We start from the raw sequence: 16,824 nt of genomic DNA, 5'->3' as shown, positions 1-16,824 counted from the left end.
ATAAACCTCTGGACCTTTGTCCCTTTAAAAACAAAAAAATGAAAACACAAATAAACGGTACAGATATATTAGAATTAGGATTCCCAGAAGGAAAAATAATTGGGATTGCCTTAAAAATAAACAGCAAAAGAAACGGATTCACCAGAGACGAAATGATTACAAATTTCAAAAACGTCTTAGAAACTCCTGAAAACTATATAGACGATAAAATCTTCAGCAAATTGGCTGTTGCTTTAATCGAAAAATCGAATGAAAAACCAGAAGATTTCATCGCTTTAAATCAGAATCCAAATGCGTATTCCGCTTACGGATTAGATCATATCGAAGACGGAGCCAGAAAACAAATGGAAGTTGCCATGAAATTGCCTGTTACGGTTGCCGGAGCTTTAATGCCAGACGCGCACCAAGGTTACGGATTACCAATTGGCGGAGTTTTAGCCACAAAAAATGCCATTATTCCGTATGGCGTTGGAGTTGATATTGGGTGTAGAATGGCATTGTCGGTTTATGATATTCCTGAAGCTTTTTACTTTGAAAACGAAGCCAAATTCAAAAGAGAATTAATTGCGAATTCTATTTTTGGAGCAGGTCACGGATTTCATGGTCAGTACAAATCAGACCATGCGGTTTTGGAGAACGAAACGTTCAATATGAATCCGTTTGTGAAGAATTTGAAAGATAAAGCCTGGTCACAATTAGGATCTTCAGGTGGTGGAAATCATTTTGTGGAATTCGGAATCATGGAATTTGCGCAAGACGATGCCGTTTTGAATATCCCAAAAGGAAAATACGTCGCTTTGTTAACACATTCGGGTTCACGCGGAATGGGCGCAACCATTGCGGGACATTATACTAAAATTGCCAAAGACGAATGTAAACTTCCAGAAGTGGCAAAAAACTTAGCGTATTTAGATATGAATTCGCAATTAGGACAAGAATACTGGCTGGCCATGAATTTGGCGGGAGATTACGCTTCGGCTTGTCATGAGATTATCCATAACAAAATGGAACGTGCTTTGGGTGCGACGATTTTAGCCAAAGTCGAAAATCACCATAATTTTGCCTGGAAAGAAATCTGGAACGGAGAAGAGGTGATCGTACATAGAAAAGGAGCAACCCCAGCCGGAAAAGACGTTATGGGAATCATTCCGGGAAGTATGACCGCACCGGGATTTTTGGTGAGAGGAAAAGGAGAGGAGAACGCCATTAATTCGGCTTCGCATGGAGCAGGAAGACAAATGAGCAGAACTCAAGCCATAAAAAACATCACTCAAACCGAAATGAAATCGATCCTGAAAGATCATGGCGTTACGCTTATCGGAGCAGGTCTAGACGAAGCCCCAATGGCGTATAAAGATATCAATCAGGTAATGGAAGCACAACAGGATTTGGTTGATGTGGTTGCCAAATTTACACCGAAATTAGTGAGAATGGCAGATGATGGAAGCCGTGAGGATTGATTTTTAGTGTTCAGTCGCAGTCACAGTTTTCAGTGTAGAGGAGTGTTTTTAGTGATCAGTCGCAGTTTTCAGTGTAGAGGCGCACTGCAGTGCGTCTAACACCCAGTTTGTCATCCTGAGGGACGAAGGATCACACAAGAAACTCTACAAAGATTGGCGATTCTCTTTGAGGAATATTGGATGTGATCCTTCGTTCCTCAGGATGACAAACTTTGTAGTTAAAGATTTTTTCACGCAGATTTTGCGGATTTTAACAGATTAAATTAGATTTTTTTAGAATAATCTGTGAGCATCTGCTTAAATCTGTTTAAAATCTGCGTGAAATAAAAAACTTTGCGGCTCAGCGACTTTACGAGATTAAAAACAAAAAACTTAACGTCTTAGCGCCGTAGTGGCAAAAAAAATAATTACCAGACCAAAAAATAAAAAAACTTTGTGTCTTAGTGCCTTCGTGGCAAAAAACAAAAAAAATGAATTATATAGACATAGGAATTAACCTAACCAACAAACAATTCCAAAACGACATAGACGATGTCGTACAAGACGCGCTCGACGCCGATGTATCGCAAATGATACTCACGGGAACAAGCGTACGAAACAGTGAAGTTTCATTAGAAATCGCAAAACAATATCCGGGAATATTATATTCGACGGCGGGAATTCACCCGCATGATGCGAAGAGTTTTGATGCGCAGAGTATTTCGAAACTCAGGAAATTATTAGAACTGAAACACGTCGTTTCCGTTGGCGAATGCGGACTCGATTTTGATCGTGACTTTTCGCCCAGAAACAAACAGGAAGAATGTTACAAAGCCCAATTAGAGTTAGCGATCGAAGTGCAGAAACCTTTGTTTTTGCACGAAAGAAGCGCTTTTAATTCCTTTATGAATATTACCAAAGACTATTTGCCGCAATTGCCAAAAGCCGTTGTGCATTGTTTTACGGGAACGTTGCAAGAAGCGAAAACCTATCTCGATAACGGATTTTATCTGGGTTTTACGGGAGCGATTTCAGATGCCAAACGTTTCAGCCATTTAAAAGAAGTCATTCAGTACGTACCGCTCGACCGAATGATGATTGAAACCGATGCGCCGTTTATGCTTCCTAAAAATGTCCCGAACAGCCTTTTGAAGAAATACCACGAACGTCGTTGCGAACCTGCTTTTCTGCCGTATGTTGCTGGAACAATTGCACAGTTTAAAGGAATTACTTTGGCTAAAGTAGCGGAGGAAACGACTAGAAATTCTAGAAGCTTTTTTGAAATTTAAATATTAATTATAAAGATTATTTGTTGGCTTTTAAATCAGGGGTTTGTACTTGGTTTGAAGGCTTTTTGTTTATATATATTTGGAGGGAAAGACGCATTAACGATTATATTTTGATTTATGGAAAACCGTAAAAATATCTGCAAAATCTGATGCATCTTTGAATTATATGATTTTAAGAATTTAATAAAAGAAAAAAAATATGTATCTATCTGAATTAAGGCTCTGGAATTTTAGAAAATATGGTTCTGAAAATCCATTTGATTTGAACGTACCAAATTTAATTGTTCCTTTTAATAAAGGTCTAAACGTTCTAATTGGAGAGAATGATTCAGGTAAAACGGCTATTATAGATGCAATTAAATTAGTTTTAAAAACTCATGCTTACGAATGGATTAAAGTTGAAGAATCTGATTTCTATCGAAATTCTGATAAATTAAGAATAGAACTTGAATTCAAAGATTTAAAGCCCAATGAAGCTAAAAACTTTATTGAATGGCTTGGATGGGAAGGTATTGGTAAAGATGCTAAACCTATTTTAAGATTGATTTATCAAGTTGAAATTAAACAGGATAGAATTCTAGTAACAGATGTTAAAGCAGGTATGGATGAAACAGGTTATCCATTAAATGCAGAAGCGAGAGAATATTTGAAAATTACTTATTTGAAAGCATTAAGAGATGCAGATAACGATTTAACAGCAAAAAAAAACTCAAGATTATCTCAAATTCTTAGAGAACACGAATCTTTTAAAAAGAAATCAAAAAGTGATGTACATCCTTTTGAATCTGAATTTAAAGAATTGAATTTAAAAATTGAAAAATGGTTTAAAACTGATGGAAATGAAAAGCTTAAAAAGATTATTGATAATTTTTTAGTTTCATTCACTGATGAAGAGAAAACATCTCGCATATCTCTTGGTGATAGTGATATTAAAAGTATTCTAGAAAAAGTATCTCTTGGAATATTAAACCAGCAAAATCTTGGTCTAGGAACCATGAATAGGTTATATATGGCAGCTGAATTGTTACATTTAAAGAAGGAAAATTGGGATGGTTTAAAACTTTGTATGATTGAAGAATTAGAAGCGCATTTACATCCACAAGCACAAATGAAAATTATTGAAGCTCTACAAAAAGAGACTGAAGTTCAATTCATATTATCTACTCATAGTCCAAATTTGGCATCAAAAGTCAAGCTTCACAATTTGATACTTTGCAATAATAATCAAGCTTTACCTTTAGGGGAGTTGCCTAATGAACAAAATCAAAGTGCTAAAAATGACAAGTATACCAAATTGGATAAAAATGATTATAAATTTTTAGAACGATTTTTAGATGTTACAAAAGCTAATTTGTTTTTTGCGAAAGGTGTTATTTTAGTTGAAGGTTGGTCAGAAGAAATAATCTTACCGGTTATTGCTAAAAAACTTGGCTATGACTTAACGGAAAGAGAAATTTCGATCGTAAACGTTGGATCTACAGCTTACTTAAGATTTGCGAAAATATTTTTAAGACAAAATCCGATTGAAAAATTAAGTATTCCTGTTGCAATAATAACAGATTTAGATAATAGACCAGAAGTAAAAGACAATTCTTTTTGCGAAATTAAAAAAGCAAAAAAAGAAAAGAAAATTGAAGAATTAGTAGATAGTTTTAAAAGTACGAATGTGTTACTATCTTGTACAAGTGATTGGACTTTAGAATGGTGTTTATATAAATCAGAAACACTTTCTAAATTTTTTACAGAATCTGTCTCTGAAATTCATTCTGGCACAGATGAATTTAAAGGTGGGAAGTTTGAAGAGGTTAAGTTTATATCTAAATTAAGAAAGGATAAAGGACACAGTCCAATAGATAAGGTTGAAGTTGCTTCTTTGTTAGCAGAAAAAATTGAAAAAGATTTGTTACTAACAAAAGAGAATTTATCTAAAGATAAAAAAATGGAATATATTATTAAAGCAATAAAACATGTTTGCAATGAAAGTAGAGATAAATGATGTACACATTCAAGAAGCAGAACATATCTTTATTGGAGGAAATGAGTTTGATAAAAAAGAAAGGATTCCATTTATTAAAAATCTTGAGACTTGTGATTTATTAGCAGTTCCAGGTAGTGGAAAAACAACCGCTTTAATGGCTAAACTTTATTGTTTGTCTAAACAACTTCCATTTAAAGATGGTTCAGGAATTTTAGTATTAGCACATACTAATTCAACAGTTAATGAAATTGAGAAAGAATTAAAAAAACATTGCCCTAATTTATTTGAGTATCCAAACTTTATAGGAACTATCCAAACTTTTGTCAATAGGTTTTTAGCTAATCCTGCAAATTATATAAAATATGATTCTTATATAGCTAAAAATGATGATGAAATATATGGAAAAGAAGTAGCTGATTTCTTTTATAAGCTTGAATGGAAAAAAAAAGAAGATGTTTCTCAAAAGCTTAAGAATCTTTTATATGGAAAAGCAAATCATAATAGATTAAACATTTCTACAGTAGAAAAAAATGAAAATACTATAAATTTTATTTTTCATTTAAAATTTGATTTAATAAATAGAAAAATATTATATGGAGAGAAGGACACAACATTATTTAAATTTGGAGGATCCGCTAATGATCATTATTTAGAGATTGAAAATTGGAAAGAAAATTTATTTAGAAATGGTATTTTATCATATAAAGATTCCTTTTCAATTGCAAAATGGTATTTACATAATTATCCAAATATTAAAGAACAACTTCAGCATCGTTTTGGATATGTTTTTATTGATGAAATGCAAGATTTGGAAAAATATCAAATTGATATTATTGATGATATTTTTTTTAGTAAAAAATCTAAAACGATAATTCAAAGAATTGGCGATCCAAATCAATCAATTTATAATAAAGTTAAAGAAGAATGTGATTGGGAGCCAAGAAATATTAAATATCTAAATGGCTCAAATCGGTTAAGTTCTAAAAATGCTGATTTGGTAAATTGCTTTACATATAGAAATGAAGAAGAAAATTTTAAAGTTGTTGGTGAAAGAAAATTATTAAATGGAGAAAAAGAAATTCACCCTCATTTAGTTTTATTTACTAAAGAAACCAAAGAACATTTAAAAATTAAGTTTGAAGAAATAATAAGAGATCATGATCTTCATAAAATTGAAGCAAAGAAAAAAGGTTTTAAAATTATTGGCTGGACAGGAGAAAGGACAAATGTAGGTGATGGTAATTTATGTCTTCATACTGTTTTTGGATATAATAAATTAAGCAAAACAAAAAAAGAAGATTTTGATTCATTGAGTAAATATCTACAGCTTTTTAATCAAGAAAAAGAAACTTTAGAGGGGGCTAGAAAATCAATACTGAATGCTTTAATTGCAATATTAAGATTTGAAGATAAAAAAATAGTAAAAAAAATCAGAGGTAAAAGTGTTGAGCGTTTTTATACTAAAAGTGATTTAATAGAATACATCAAAGCATATCCTAATAATGAAATTTACGAAGATTTTAAAAGTAAATTATTTTATTGGTGTTTTGATTTAGTTTCTTCAAAGAATTATAGGCTTGTTTTTAATTCGGTTAAAAAATTCATTGAAAATGAATTAAAAGAATGGTTTGATTTAAAAATAAATCATAAAACACTGCTGTTTATTTTTGAATTTAATGATGAAAATAAGATTAAGAATAAAAAGATTATTCAAGATCATTTAGGAATTGAAGTTGCAACAATTCATGCTGTAAAAGGGCAAACACATTGTGCTACAATGTACGTTGAAACGGCATATAAAAAACCTATTTATGAAACTTTAAAATTAAAAGAAACTAGTTTAAATAAATCAAGCAAGAAACAGCAATCAAAAACAATCCCGCTATATAAAGAAAAACAAAGTTGTGAAACGCCAACAGGAATTGAAGCATTGAAAATGATGTATGTTGGTTTTTCTCGTCCAACACATTTGTTATGTTTTGCAGTTTTAGAGGAAAACGTGAAGGATGATTTAGATAAATATAGAAATGCTGATTGGATTATTAATGATGATTTACTAAAAAAATAAAACTATGATAACAAGAGAACAAGTTGAAGATTTAGGATTTGTATATAAACATGAACTTATAAACAAAAATAAAGATTTTGTAAATAAAGAATTAAATACATTGATAACTTTGTCATTAGATGGAAAGGTTGAAATTATTTACGAAAATTTAAAAGAAAATTGGAGTAATATTAATTCAATTAATGAGGTCAAAAAGATTATTGAAAGTATTAAAAATAAAATTTAAGAAAACAGTATTACTCAAATAACAGGAAATATTACATCTACCAACAATAATTTTATCTTTGCGTTCTAATTTTGATTTATAAAAAAAAAGTAAGTTATTTCTTTCTTTTTGAAATAAAGTTTTATCTTTGTTCTCGACAAAACATTTTATCGGCAATCGAGAACTTTGAAACTTTATAAGTTAACATAAGCGAAGCCCTCATTCACGTTGCTGGAGCTAGTGATAGCCCTAATCTCATTCGATAAGAATGTTTTGTCACAACCGAAGATGAGGGTTTCGTGCGTTTAATATTTTCAGAAAAATGACAAAAGAAAATCAAAAACCAACACATCGTGATGTAGTGCCATCCGTAATTAATTTCCTTTCAGACGAATTGTTTGAGGGAGATTACAAAGAACAGCCCATGTATTTGCAGGAAATCTTCGAGCTATTAATGCATACAGAGTTTGGCGACGATATCAATTTAAGGCAAAAAATACTGAGCTGTTTAAGAACCAGCCGAAATCTGGCAGAAACGTTATCGCCATTTTCAGAGAAGCAGATTCAGAAGGCTTGTGTCAGCAATAGATAAATTATTCCAATCAAAACAAAAACCTGGCAAATATCAATTTGCAGGTTTTTGTTATAAAAAATATAGTTTCGGTATATTTTGTTAAATAACTACAAAATATAGTATATTTGTACCTGTAATTAAAAAACAGAAAAATACATATGACACTTTCAATAGCAAAATATTTTGACCACTTAGCTGGAGAACTTCCAGCTGAAGTATCAGGATGCAATATGTATTTTTATGAAATAGAAATTTAAAATTTAGAGTCAAACTCATCATAAAATAGAAAAGCGTCCTCATTTCGGGGACGCTTTTTTTGTTTTTAGAACAATTTGAATTTGCTTGTGATGACAAAAAAGATGTTTCGACTTCGCTCAACATGACAAAAATGATAGAAAAACAAACCATAACTAAAAAAAACTAAAAAATAATTGACCAAAATGTTTAATGATTAATAAAAATAGAAAGATATAGTCTTGGAAAGTAATCTGATGAGTAACAGTCATTTGATACAAAATTGAGACCTGCACCAGTTTGCGGACAGGAATTTCTTTGTCTTTATTTTTGGTTTAACTGGTTGATAATCAGAAAATTATTCTTAAAAAATATTTGGAAATATGATTTTTTCCATCATATCTTTGCCAAACAAAATTGAAACACAGCGTTTCATAAAACAACAACAACAACAACAATTTTAAAAATAAATAAAATGAGTTTTAAATTATACATAAATAACCTAGGATTAGTAGCCGCGACTTCGGATCGTGAATGCTTTTTCATGTCGGTGCATCAATATAGGCAATAGGATAGTTATATCGTATTTGTTATGAAGCACCTTTAATCGGGTGCTTTTTTTGTGAATTGATTTGCCACAAAGGCACAAAGTCGCAAAGATTTTGAGAAGATATGAAAAAGAAAAACTTTGTGTCTTCGTGTCTTAGCGGCAGAAAAAAAAGTTTAATAATAAAAATTTAAGGATGAATCAAGAAATAGGATTTTCGTCTGGTCTTCATACCGGTCAAACAGATACAGTGGAGTTAAGTGAATCTTCATTTGCCTCGATTAAAAGAGCAGATTTAGAATTCATTAGCCTATGGAATGAAAAGGTAAATTTTCGGGAAACCATATATATCATTTAGAGATATTTCTCTAGTAAAGCAAGTGTGCTTTTGAACTTTTGTGATATGGATTTCCCAGAAAAGCCTTCGATTTCCTGAGATTTCCAAGAATTGCAAAAGAAAAATACCATGCAAAACAATACACTAGAAAAATATAAAAAAGCAATTAGAAAAAAATACGAAACAGAAAAAGAAGGCAAATACTTTGATTATTTGTACAAGCCTTCTCGTGGAAAACTTCGTGATTTGTGCTGGTTGATTTTCGAAAATAACCCAACTCAAGATGATTTGAACGTTTTTAAAAATCTTTTGGGTTTAGATTTTGATCATACGAAAAAGAACAAGTTTAAGGAAAAGAAAGACAAGTTCAGACCTATCGAAACGTTCTTGAAAGGAGAAACAGATCCGTCAAATATTGATGCTATAAATATGGCAGCTATTTTGGTTGATTTTGAGCTACGTCCTTTCAAAAAGTTTTATGAAACTTCTAAAAAAGAAGAAACAAAACCAGTTAAAAAGCTTGAGAAAGCTAAAGCTGTTTTTGAAAAAAAGAGCTCTGAAAAAAGAGAAAAGGCTGAAAAAAAGTCTAAGAAAAGAAGTTTCTTTCTAGATTTTAAAAGCATGTTTTTCTAAGTTTTTTTGCCACAAAGGCGCTAAGACACAAAGTTTTTATAGCTATGGGGAGCTAAAACTAATCTTAGCGATCCTTTGGGTAAATCTTAGTGCTCTTAGCGGTTAAAAAAAATAAACACAATTATTTAAAAAATTAAAAAAATGAAAACTACAGATAAAATTATTATTATCGATTTAGAAGCCACTTGTTGGCAAGGCGCGGTCCCGAGCGGGCAGCAAAATGAAATTATTGAAATTGGTTTGGCTGTATTGGATACAGAAACTGGAGCAATTTCTAAGAATAAAGGAATATTGGTAAAACCACAGCGCTCGAGCGTTAGTTTGTTCTGTACGGAATTGACCACCATTACTCAGGATTTACTTGATAAGAACGGAGTTAGTTTCGAAGATGCTATTAATGAGCTTATTGACGAGTATAATCCCGATTTGTACACTTGGGCAAGTTATGGTCAGTACGATTTGAATATGCTGAAAAAACAATGTAAATCGTTTGGTGTTTCCTATCCAATGGGAGAGGAGCATATCAATGTAAAAGAGCATTTTGCCGAAAAGTTTGGCTTGGTTAAACCAACAGGAATGAACGGCGCGCTTGCATTGCTGAATATTCCGTTAGAAGGAACACATCACCGCGGAATTGACGATGCCAAAAACATCGCTAAGATTTTGAATTGGTGCCTTAAAAATTAGAATTTAATTTGTTAATCGCAGTTATCAAAAGGATAGCTGATAACTGTAGAAAACTGTAAATAGAAGTATTTACAGTTTTTCGCGTTTCTGCAATTGTTATAATCATTTAAATCCATTCTCCAGCTGCATTGTAATCGTTTGGAAGATAAGTAAGATATTGAACCATTCGTGGGTTTTCTCCTTTGTTTGGCGTTGCACAGTGTGGGAGTGCGTTATGCCATATTATAAAATCGCCTGCATTGCCAATAATTGGTTTCGCTTTAAGCGTTTGTATTGCTTTTTCTCTTGGATTTTCATGAGGTTCAAGTTCGTCCAACCATTGATTAATTTGGTTATGAAAACCTGGAACGCAATGAAATGCTCCATCATTTTCTTCGCAATCTGTCAAATAAAGCAATCCTTGAAGATCGAAAACAAGCGGTTTTTTTAAACTCATATCCCAATGAAGCGGACTTCCAAGAAAAGTGAAATTTTCTGTTTCAGGTGGATTAAAACTTACTTTGTCTATTGTTTTGTAGATATTCGTAGTTCCATAAAGCTGTTCGTAAGCTTTTTTTACTTTTGGCGAAAAACGATTGCGATTTAAAGTTTCATGATCCGAAAAATTAAGCATAAGCCCTTTTTGTTCTTCATGGCGTTTGTACCAGCTTTCTTTTTCATTTGGATCCATGTTTAAATATTCCCAAATGGCTTTTTGTGTGGCTTCGCAATCTTCTTTTGAAATCGCATTTTTAACCACTAAATAACCATTTTCTTTCCAAAAATCAAGATCTTGTTCGGATAGTACATTTTCAGTTAAATCCTCTATTTCGGATGCAATATCTCGTTTTCTGCTATTAATCCATGTTTTGAAAGTTTCAAAATCAGGTTTTTCAGAATATAGAAAGCGTAGCGTATCTTCCATGCCAATGCCTAATTGGTACAACGCTTTAACTTCACTGTCCCAGTTAGAAAGGTCTGTATTTGTGTTTTCAGGATTTACTGCACGTTTCCATAATTGTTCGAGAACTGTCCAAGGCATAGTTTTCAGTTTTAGTTGAAACAAAACCTAAAAATACACGATTTATAGTTTCGTCTTTAAAGCAAAAACACCTGTTTTTAAAAGTAAAAAAAGGCTGTCTCAATTGAGACAGCCTTTTCGTTTTTGGTTATATTATCTTGATTTATTAATTGTTTCCGTAGATTTTAGCATAAAGATCTTTGTAAATCTCTTTAATAATTTTACGTTTCAATTTTAAAGTAGGAGTAAGTTGTCCGCCATCAATTGACCAAACATCTGGAGTAAGTTCAAAACGTTTGATTTGTTCCCAGTGTCCAAATTTCTTGTTTATTCCTTCTATTTCTTCGTCGATACGTTTGATAACGTCTTTATTTTCGCTGATTTCTTTGTCAGTACTTCCTAAAGTAATTTTATGGATTTTTGCCCATTCTTTTACAAATTCGAAGTTTGGCTGAATAAAAGCTGCAGGCATTTTTTCTCCCTCACCAATAACCATAATCTGCTCAATAAAACGAGATTGTTTCATTGCATTTTCGATTATTTGCGGAGCGATATATTTACCGCCAGAAGTTTTGAACATTTCTTTTTTACGATCTGTAATTTTTAAGAAACCTTCGCTGTCAATTTCTCCGATATCTCCTGTATGGAAATAACCGTCTTGAATTGCTTCGGCAGTTTTTTCTGGATCTTTGTAGTAACCTAACATTACGTTTGGACCTTTCAATAAGATTTCGCCATCTTCAGCGATTTTAACTTCAAGATTACGAATTGGTTTTCCAACAGTTCCAATTTTAAAGCCTCTATTTCTTTGATCGTTAACCGCAATTACAGGAGAGGTTTCAGATAAACCGTAACCTTCCATAACTGGAATTTCTGCAGCAGCAAAAACTCTTGTTAAACGTGGTTGTAATGCCGCACTTCCAGAAACCATTAAATCTAAATTTCCTCCCAAACCTTCTTTCCATTTGCTAAAAATCAATTTGCGGGCAATCTTTAATTGGAATTCATACCAAGCACCATTTGCTCCGTAAGGTTCATATCTTAAACCTAAATCAATAGCCCAGAAAAATAGTTTTTTCTTAATTCCTGTAAGTTCTGCGCCTTTAGCATAAATTTTATCGTAAACTTTTTCTAGAAGTCTTGGTACAGCTGTAATTACAGTTGGACGAACTTCTTTTAAGTTGTCACTGATTTTATCAATAGATTCTCCAAAATAAACCGAAACACCATAATATTGATAGATGTACAAAATCATTCTTTCGAAAATATGGCAAATAGGCAAGAAGCTTAATGCAGTACTTTTTCCTGGGTCAAACGGAATTCTTGGCGCACTGTCTAAAACATTCGACACAATATTTTTGTGTGAAAGCATCACTCCTTTAGGTCTTCCAGTTGTTCCAGAGGTATAAATAATGGTTGCCAAATCCTCTGTTTTGATACTATCTTTTCTAGCTTCAACTTCGCTTTGATTACTTTCGTCTTCACCCACTAAAAGAAGATCTGACCAGTGTTTGCATCCTGGAATTTCATTAAAAGAATAAACCTCTTTTAAAGTTGGTACGTTAGCTTTAATAGCATTTACTTTATGTAAAACTTCTTCATCAGAAACAAAACAGTAAATACTGCCGCTATGGTTTAAAATATATTCGTAATCTTCTTCTGCTATGGTTGGATAAATTGGAACATTTTGAGCGCCAGTCTGCAAAATACCAATATCCATTATATTCCACTCCGTTCTGTTATTCGAAGTAATTAATGCAATTTTATCATCTTTCTGAACGCCCATGCGCAATAATGCTCTTGAAATAGCATTTGCTTTTGCAATATATTCTTGGCTAGATGTTTTTTCCCAGACTCCGTTTTTTTTTGTTGCTAGAGCAACCGGAAGGTTATAAGTTTCTTGTTGATAATAGGGAAAATCAAAAAGGCGTGTGATTGAAACCATGTTTAATATATTGAATTTTATTGCAAATTAAATAAAATTTGGGTATGATTTTTAATTTTATAAAATTTAATGGGAAAATTTACGGGTACTTTTAAAATTCTACGAAAACGTTTTCTTTTTGGTAGAAAATTTCCCTAAAAATGAAGAAAAATTTAAAAGTAAGACCTTTTTTTATTGATTATTGTACGTTATAATCTTCGTATACTTTTACTCTTTCTCCCATTAAGAACATTTTTTTCTTGGCAAAATGAATAGAGAATTGAGAATAATACCATTCTTCGCTATCATTGGGTCTGTACCAAAAAGTGTATGATGCACTGTTGAATCCTTCTTTAAAAATAGGAGTGCCTTCGTCAGTACATTCAATTCCCCAATTGATTTTTTGTTTGCTTAAATCATCCGCTTGGATAAAACCTGTTCCATCTGGATTTAGAACGGTAATTGGCTCTTTTTGGTTTAATGGAGCATAAGTCCCAGGAACTGGATAACCAATAGTTGTGGTAATATAGCGCTCTTTTGAATTATGAGTAATTTGATCAACATGAACTTGCGAATGCGATTGAAAGGCTGTAAAAAATAGTGTTGCCACTAATAAATGTAAAAATTTCATTCTTATGTAGATTAAAGTGTTTTTGGGCTGAAAGTATCTGATGAACAGATTTCTCTTGGCGAATATAACTCAAATTTTTAATAGAATTGAGACTTAAAAATACAAGAATGAAATTTTTATTTTTTAATGATTTCAGATCAGTTTTTACTCCGTTGAAAACTGATTTTCCAGTAATTTTTCTTTAAAATCAGATCTAAAAGTATAAGCAAATGTAATCATCAATGCACGTGTATCAGATTTAGAAGTTCTTTGGTTTTTAAACAATGCTGTATTGTTTTTATAACCGCTTTCTAAAGTGTTAAACATATCGGTTACAACCAATCCTAATCGGGCATTTCCTTTTCCTAATTTTTGCTGAAATCCCATATCGACATTATAAATTGGAATTCTTTTTCCCTGCGGAGTTGCTACGGCTGAATTATAGTTTCCGATAATCTGAAGTTTCCCGCCTTTCCAAGGAATAAAGTTATTAATCACTTTTCCGTACCAACTGAAAGCACTTTTTACAACATCTTCGGCTTGCTCTAAATTGCCAGCGCTAATATTTTGCTGAAAAGCCGTTAAACTAATATTGGCATCATAAAATGAAAAAGGTTTAAAACTGAAAATAGATTCAAGTCCGTAAGTAACCATGTTTCCAATGTTTTGTGGCTGTAATAAAACAACTCCATTGTCTTGAAGTGTACCATATTGTCTGATTGTATTATTGGCATTTCTATAGAAAGCATTTCCAGAAAACGAATAATTATCCCATTCTTTATTATAATTTAATTCTACAATATGAATGATTTCGGGCTTTAAATAAGGATTTCCTCCATGCGGATTCAACGCATCTGTGATATCGATAAAAGGATTCAAATCATCTAAATCTGGACGATTGATACGCTTGCTATACCCTAATTTTAGAAATTCATCCGACTTCAAATTTAATTGAACTGATGCTGAAGGGAAAAGTTTTAAATAATTATTCGAAAAATTATCAGTTCCCGTTTCAGTTTTTCCACTGTTTGAAACTTGTTCAGCGCGAAGTCCTAAATTGTATTTCCATTTCTGATTGTCTTTTGTGCTTGAATAAGAGTTTAAAAGTCCGTAAAAGGCATTTATCTGTTCATTAAAATCAAAAATATTACTCGCAAGCGGATTAATTACATAATCTCCATTTACCAAATCTGCGCTTTGAAAATCAGAATTGAAGAACCTGAAAGTTCCTTTATATCCAGTTTCAATTATTGATCTTTCCGAAATTGGAAAAACATAATTTAAAATGGCATTTGAGATATTTTCTTTTTCATAATTATGTGTTTTCTGCCAAAAAGTATCTCCAATTAGCATTCCGTTTTCATCATAATTATCAGTGTCAATATTCGTATTTTCTCTATGGAAATTATATGAAGTAGTAATACTCGCGTTTAGGCTTTTTCTATCATCAGAAAATTTTCGATCGTAATTAAAAGCAAATTCCGCCGCTTTTGAACGTTCTAATTCTAAAGAATGACGTTTATTACTGGAATAAAATTGGCTAGAACTATTAAAAATGTCTGTTTTTAAAGTTTCATCATTATCCTGGCTTTCCATATTTCCCAGAGCCTCAAAAGAAAAGGTGTTTTTTTCATTAGGAGAAAAATTAGCATTGAATTTTAAGTTCTGCAAGCCTTCAGTTCTTTCATCGTGTCTGTTTTGATTGATGAAATGTTCATCTTCAATAAAATAATTGGTTCTTTCGCCTTCAATGCTTTTTGTTCTTCCCGCAAAGCGATTGTCGTAAGCAATTCCAATATTCCATTTATCATTTTTGTAGTTTAAAAGCGCAGAACTGCTTAATCTTCCTTTTGCACCAAATCCGCCGCCGAGAACCGCTGCACCATTTATTCCATTTAGATTATTCTTTTTAAGTTTAATATTAATGATACCGCTTTCTGCATTCGCATCGTATTTTGCCGTCGGACTTGTAATAACTTCAATGCTTTCAATACTGCTCGCAGGAATTTGATTCATATTGGTAATAGCAGAATTTTTTCCATTAATCAAAATGAAAGGCGTTTTTCCTCTTAACGAAATCGCATCGTCAGCATCTACAGCAACAGTTGGAATATTTTTCAGCATATCGATTGCTGTTCCTCCAGATTGTGCAATATTAGAAACGGCATTAAAAACAAAACCTTCAGTAGTTTTCTGAATTTGCTTTTTCTCAGATTTCACAACAACTGTGTTAAGCAAATTTGCATCTTCTTGCAAAACAATATTACTCATTGAAATAGGAGAACCTGTATATTTTACTTTTTGATTTTGAGATTTAAAACCAATCAGACGAAATTTTAGAATGTATTCTGCTGGGCTTACATTTTCAAGAATGAATTTCCCAGAAGAATCCGTAACCGCATAAGCAGATATTTTGGTAGTATCGGTAACTGGTTTTAAAACGACATCGACAAATTCGATTGGAGTTTTTCCATCAGACACAATTCCGTTGATAGAATTTGTTTTTTGACTAAAGGAGTATTGGCTTATAGTAAATAAGATAATTGCAGCGACTAAATTTTGTTTCCATTTTTTCATGAGACAAAGTTATTTATCCAATGAAAAAAGGAATAATATTCTACCTTAAGATAGTATTAAATTAAACTTAGGGTATATTAATTGACTTAAGAAAATAGGAAGATGAAAATAAAAAAGGGTGTTTTTCCCCTTTAAAAACAGGAAATTTCATAGACAGTTTGCAAAACACGATTTCTATTTTTAGTCCGTCAAAATGCGGAAGCCGAAAAGCAAACGAGTAGGCATGTTTTAAAATTGAAATAATTATGGAAACTGCTTTTTTTTTAGCGATGGGCTGGTGCGGCACAAAATACCCAGGCTGGTGGAAAAAATTCTTCAAACAACCGCCCTTTCCAGAACCAGAACCCTGGTGGATTATTGCAACAATTGGTCTGGGATTAATTGCCGGATTAGCCGGAGGAACAATCTTTAGTATTGCTGTTCGTAGCAGTCCGTTCTTTGCTGGACAAGCCGCAATCGCTTCTGGACTGTTTGCTTTTGGAACCGCAAATATTGTAACTGGAATCGCATCCTCTTTTAGGGATTGAAAATAAATAATATCTCGGCCATTTGGGGATAGCGTCGAGATGTTTGCTGCCATGAATTAATTAGTTAAGATTAATTATTTCGTGGCAAAAAAAACGCCCGACAAATTCGGGCGTTTTTTATTTAATGAAATGTCTTGTCCTGAAATAGCGATACACAAAAAGTATCATTATGGAAAAAGATCAAGAATTGCGCTA

General features: G+C 32.3%; 13 protein-coding genes. 9 read left to right on the top strand and 4 right to left on the bottom strand.

Translation table 11 applies throughout. The features are described 5' to 3' along the window. Positions 1–38: 38 nt before the first annotated feature. The 8 genes from DM444_RS16395 (at position 39) to DM444_RS16360 (ending at position 9,991) form a co-directional block, all read left to right on the top strand. Positions 39–1,460 carry an RtcB family protein gene (locus tag DM444_RS16395; protein ID WP_111288571.1) on the top strand — a complete coding sequence of 474 codons (1,422 nt, stop codon included), beginning with the start codon at positions 39–41 and terminating at the stop codon, positions 1,458–1,460. Between the two features lie 470 nt (positions 1,461–1,930). Then, positions 1,931–2,728 carry a TatD family hydrolase gene (locus DM444_RS16390; RefSeq protein WP_111289246.1) on the top strand — a complete coding sequence of 266 codons (798 nt, stop codon included), beginning with the start codon at positions 1,931–1,933 and terminating at the stop codon, positions 2,726–2,728. A 199-nt stretch (positions 2,729–2,927) separates the two neighbouring features. Continuing rightward, entirely contained in the window at positions 2,928–4,724 is a 1,797-nt protein-coding gene (locus tag DM444_RS16385; RefSeq protein WP_111288569.1) for an ATP-dependent nuclease, read from the top strand. Next, the gene (locus tag DM444_RS16380) at positions 4,705–6,774 is read left to right on the top strand and encodes a UvrD-helicase domain-containing protein (RefSeq protein ID WP_162614986.1); all 2,070 of its coding nucleotides are present in this window, start codon (positions 4,705–4,707) and stop codon (positions 6,772–6,774) included. The genes DM444_RS16385 and DM444_RS16380 overlap by 20 nt, the downstream gene beginning before the upstream one ends. Positions 6,775–6,778: 4 nt before the next feature. Beyond that, positions 6,779–7,000, top strand: coding sequence for a hypothetical protein (locus DM444_RS16375; RefSeq protein WP_111288565.1), 222 nt, complete (start codon positions 6,779–6,781; stop codon positions 6,998–7,000). Between the two features lie 301 nt (positions 7,001–7,301). Beyond that, on the top strand, positions 7,302–7,571 hold the full coding sequence (locus tag DM444_RS16370) for a hypothetical protein (RefSeq protein WP_111288563.1): 270 nt from the start codon (positions 7,302–7,304) through the stop codon (positions 7,569–7,571). A 1,229-nt stretch (positions 7,572–8,800) separates the two neighbouring features. Continuing rightward, positions 8,801–9,304: a hypothetical protein gene (locus tag DM444_RS16365; RefSeq protein ID WP_111288561.1), complete on the top strand. Its 504-nt coding sequence runs from the start codon at positions 8,801–8,803 to the stop codon at positions 9,302–9,304. Positions 9,305–9,445: 141 nt separating this feature from the next. Further along, positions 9,446–9,991 carry a 3'-5' exonuclease gene (locus DM444_RS16360; protein ID WP_111288559.1) on the top strand — a complete coding sequence of 182 codons (546 nt, stop codon included), beginning with the start codon at positions 9,446–9,448 and terminating at the stop codon, positions 9,989–9,991. A 106-nt stretch (positions 9,992–10,097) separates the two neighbouring features. Here the strand turns inward: DM444_RS16360 and DM444_RS16355 are convergent, their stop codons facing one another. The 4 genes from DM444_RS16355 to DM444_RS16340 all read right to left on the bottom strand — a co-directional run bounded on the left by DM444_RS16355 (position 10,098) and on the right by DM444_RS16340 (position 16,102). Beyond that, positions 10,098–11,012 (bottom strand): phytanoyl-CoA dioxygenase family protein, encoded by a 915-nt coding sequence (locus DM444_RS16355; protein WP_111288557.1) that lies wholly within the window; start codon positions 11,010–11,012, stop codon positions 10,098–10,100. A 145-nt stretch (positions 11,013–11,157) separates the two neighbouring features. Beyond that, on the bottom strand, positions 11,158–12,936 hold the full coding sequence (locus tag DM444_RS16350) for an AMP-dependent synthetase/ligase (protein WP_111288555.1): 1,779 nt from the start codon (positions 12,934–12,936) through the stop codon (positions 11,158–11,160). 178 nt (positions 12,937–13,114) lie between these two features. Then, positions 13,115–13,546 carry a hypothetical protein gene (locus DM444_RS16345; protein ID WP_111288553.1) on the bottom strand — a complete coding sequence of 144 codons (432 nt, stop codon included), beginning with the start codon at positions 13,544–13,546 and terminating at the stop codon, positions 13,115–13,117. A gap of 144 nt (positions 13,547–13,690) precedes the next feature. Further along, positions 13,691–16,102, bottom strand: a complete 2,412-nt coding sequence (locus DM444_RS16340) for a TonB-dependent receptor domain-containing protein (protein ID WP_111288552.1) — start codon at positions 16,100–16,102, stop codon at positions 13,691–13,693. Positions 16,103–16,347: 245 nt separating this feature from the next. Between DM444_RS16340 and DM444_RS16335 the strand changes: the two genes are divergently transcribed. Beyond that, entirely contained in the window at positions 16,348–16,629 is a 282-nt protein-coding gene (locus DM444_RS16335) for a hypothetical protein (protein ID WP_111288550.1), read from the top strand. Positions 16,630–16,824 lie beyond the last annotated feature (195 nt).

The organism is Flavobacterium ginsenosidimutans, assembly GCF_003254625.1.
GTDB lineage: Bacteria > Bacteroidota > Bacteroidia > Flavobacteriales > Flavobacteriaceae > Flavobacterium > Flavobacterium ginsenosidimutans.
The sequence above is the reverse complement of the archived record's forward strand: the minus strand, read 5'-3'. Positions and strand labels throughout refer to the sequence as shown.

Coding starts and splice junctions, on each gene's coding strand:
- DM444_RS16395 (WP_111288571.1), top strand. CDS start 39: ATGAAAACACAAATAAACGGTACAGATATATTAGAATTAGGATTCCCA.
- DM444_RS16390 (WP_111289246.1), top strand. CDS start 1,931: ATGAATTATATAGACATAGGAATTAACCTAACCAACAAACAATTCCAA.
- DM444_RS16385 (WP_111288569.1), top strand. CDS start 2,928: ATGTATCTATCTGAATTAAGGCTCTGGAATTTTAGAAAATATGGTTCT.
- DM444_RS16380 (WP_162614986.1), top strand. CDS start 4,705: ATGAAAGTAGAGATAAATGATGTACACATTCAAGAAGCAGAACATATC.
- DM444_RS16375 (WP_111288565.1), top strand. CDS start 6,779: ATGATAACAAGAGAACAAGTTGAAGATTTAGGATTTGTATATAAACAT.
- DM444_RS16370 (WP_111288563.1), top strand. CDS start 7,302: ATGACAAAAGAAAATCAAAAACCAACACATCGTGATGTAGTGCCATCC.
- DM444_RS16365 (WP_111288561.1), top strand. CDS start 8,801: ATGCAAAACAATACACTAGAAAAATATAAAAAAGCAATTAGAAAAAAA.
- DM444_RS16360 (WP_111288559.1), top strand. CDS start 9,446: ATGAAAACTACAGATAAAATTATTATTATCGATTTAGAAGCCACTTGT.
- DM444_RS16355 (WP_111288557.1), bottom strand. CDS start 11,012: ATGCCTTGGACAGTTCTCGAACAATTATGGAAACGTGCAGTAAATCCT.
- DM444_RS16350 (WP_111288555.1), bottom strand. CDS start 12,936: ATGGTTTCAATCACACGCCTTTTTGATTTTCCCTATTATCAACAAGAA.
- DM444_RS16345 (WP_111288553.1), bottom strand. CDS start 13,546: ATGAAATTTTTACATTTATTAGTGGCAACACTATTTTTTACAGCCTTT.
- DM444_RS16340 (WP_111288552.1), bottom strand. CDS start 16,102: ATGAAAAAATGGAAACAAAATTTAGTCGCTGCAATTATCTTATTTACT.
- DM444_RS16335 (WP_111288550.1), top strand. CDS start 16,348: ATGGAAACTGCTTTTTTTTTAGCGATGGGCTGGTGCGGCACAAAATAC.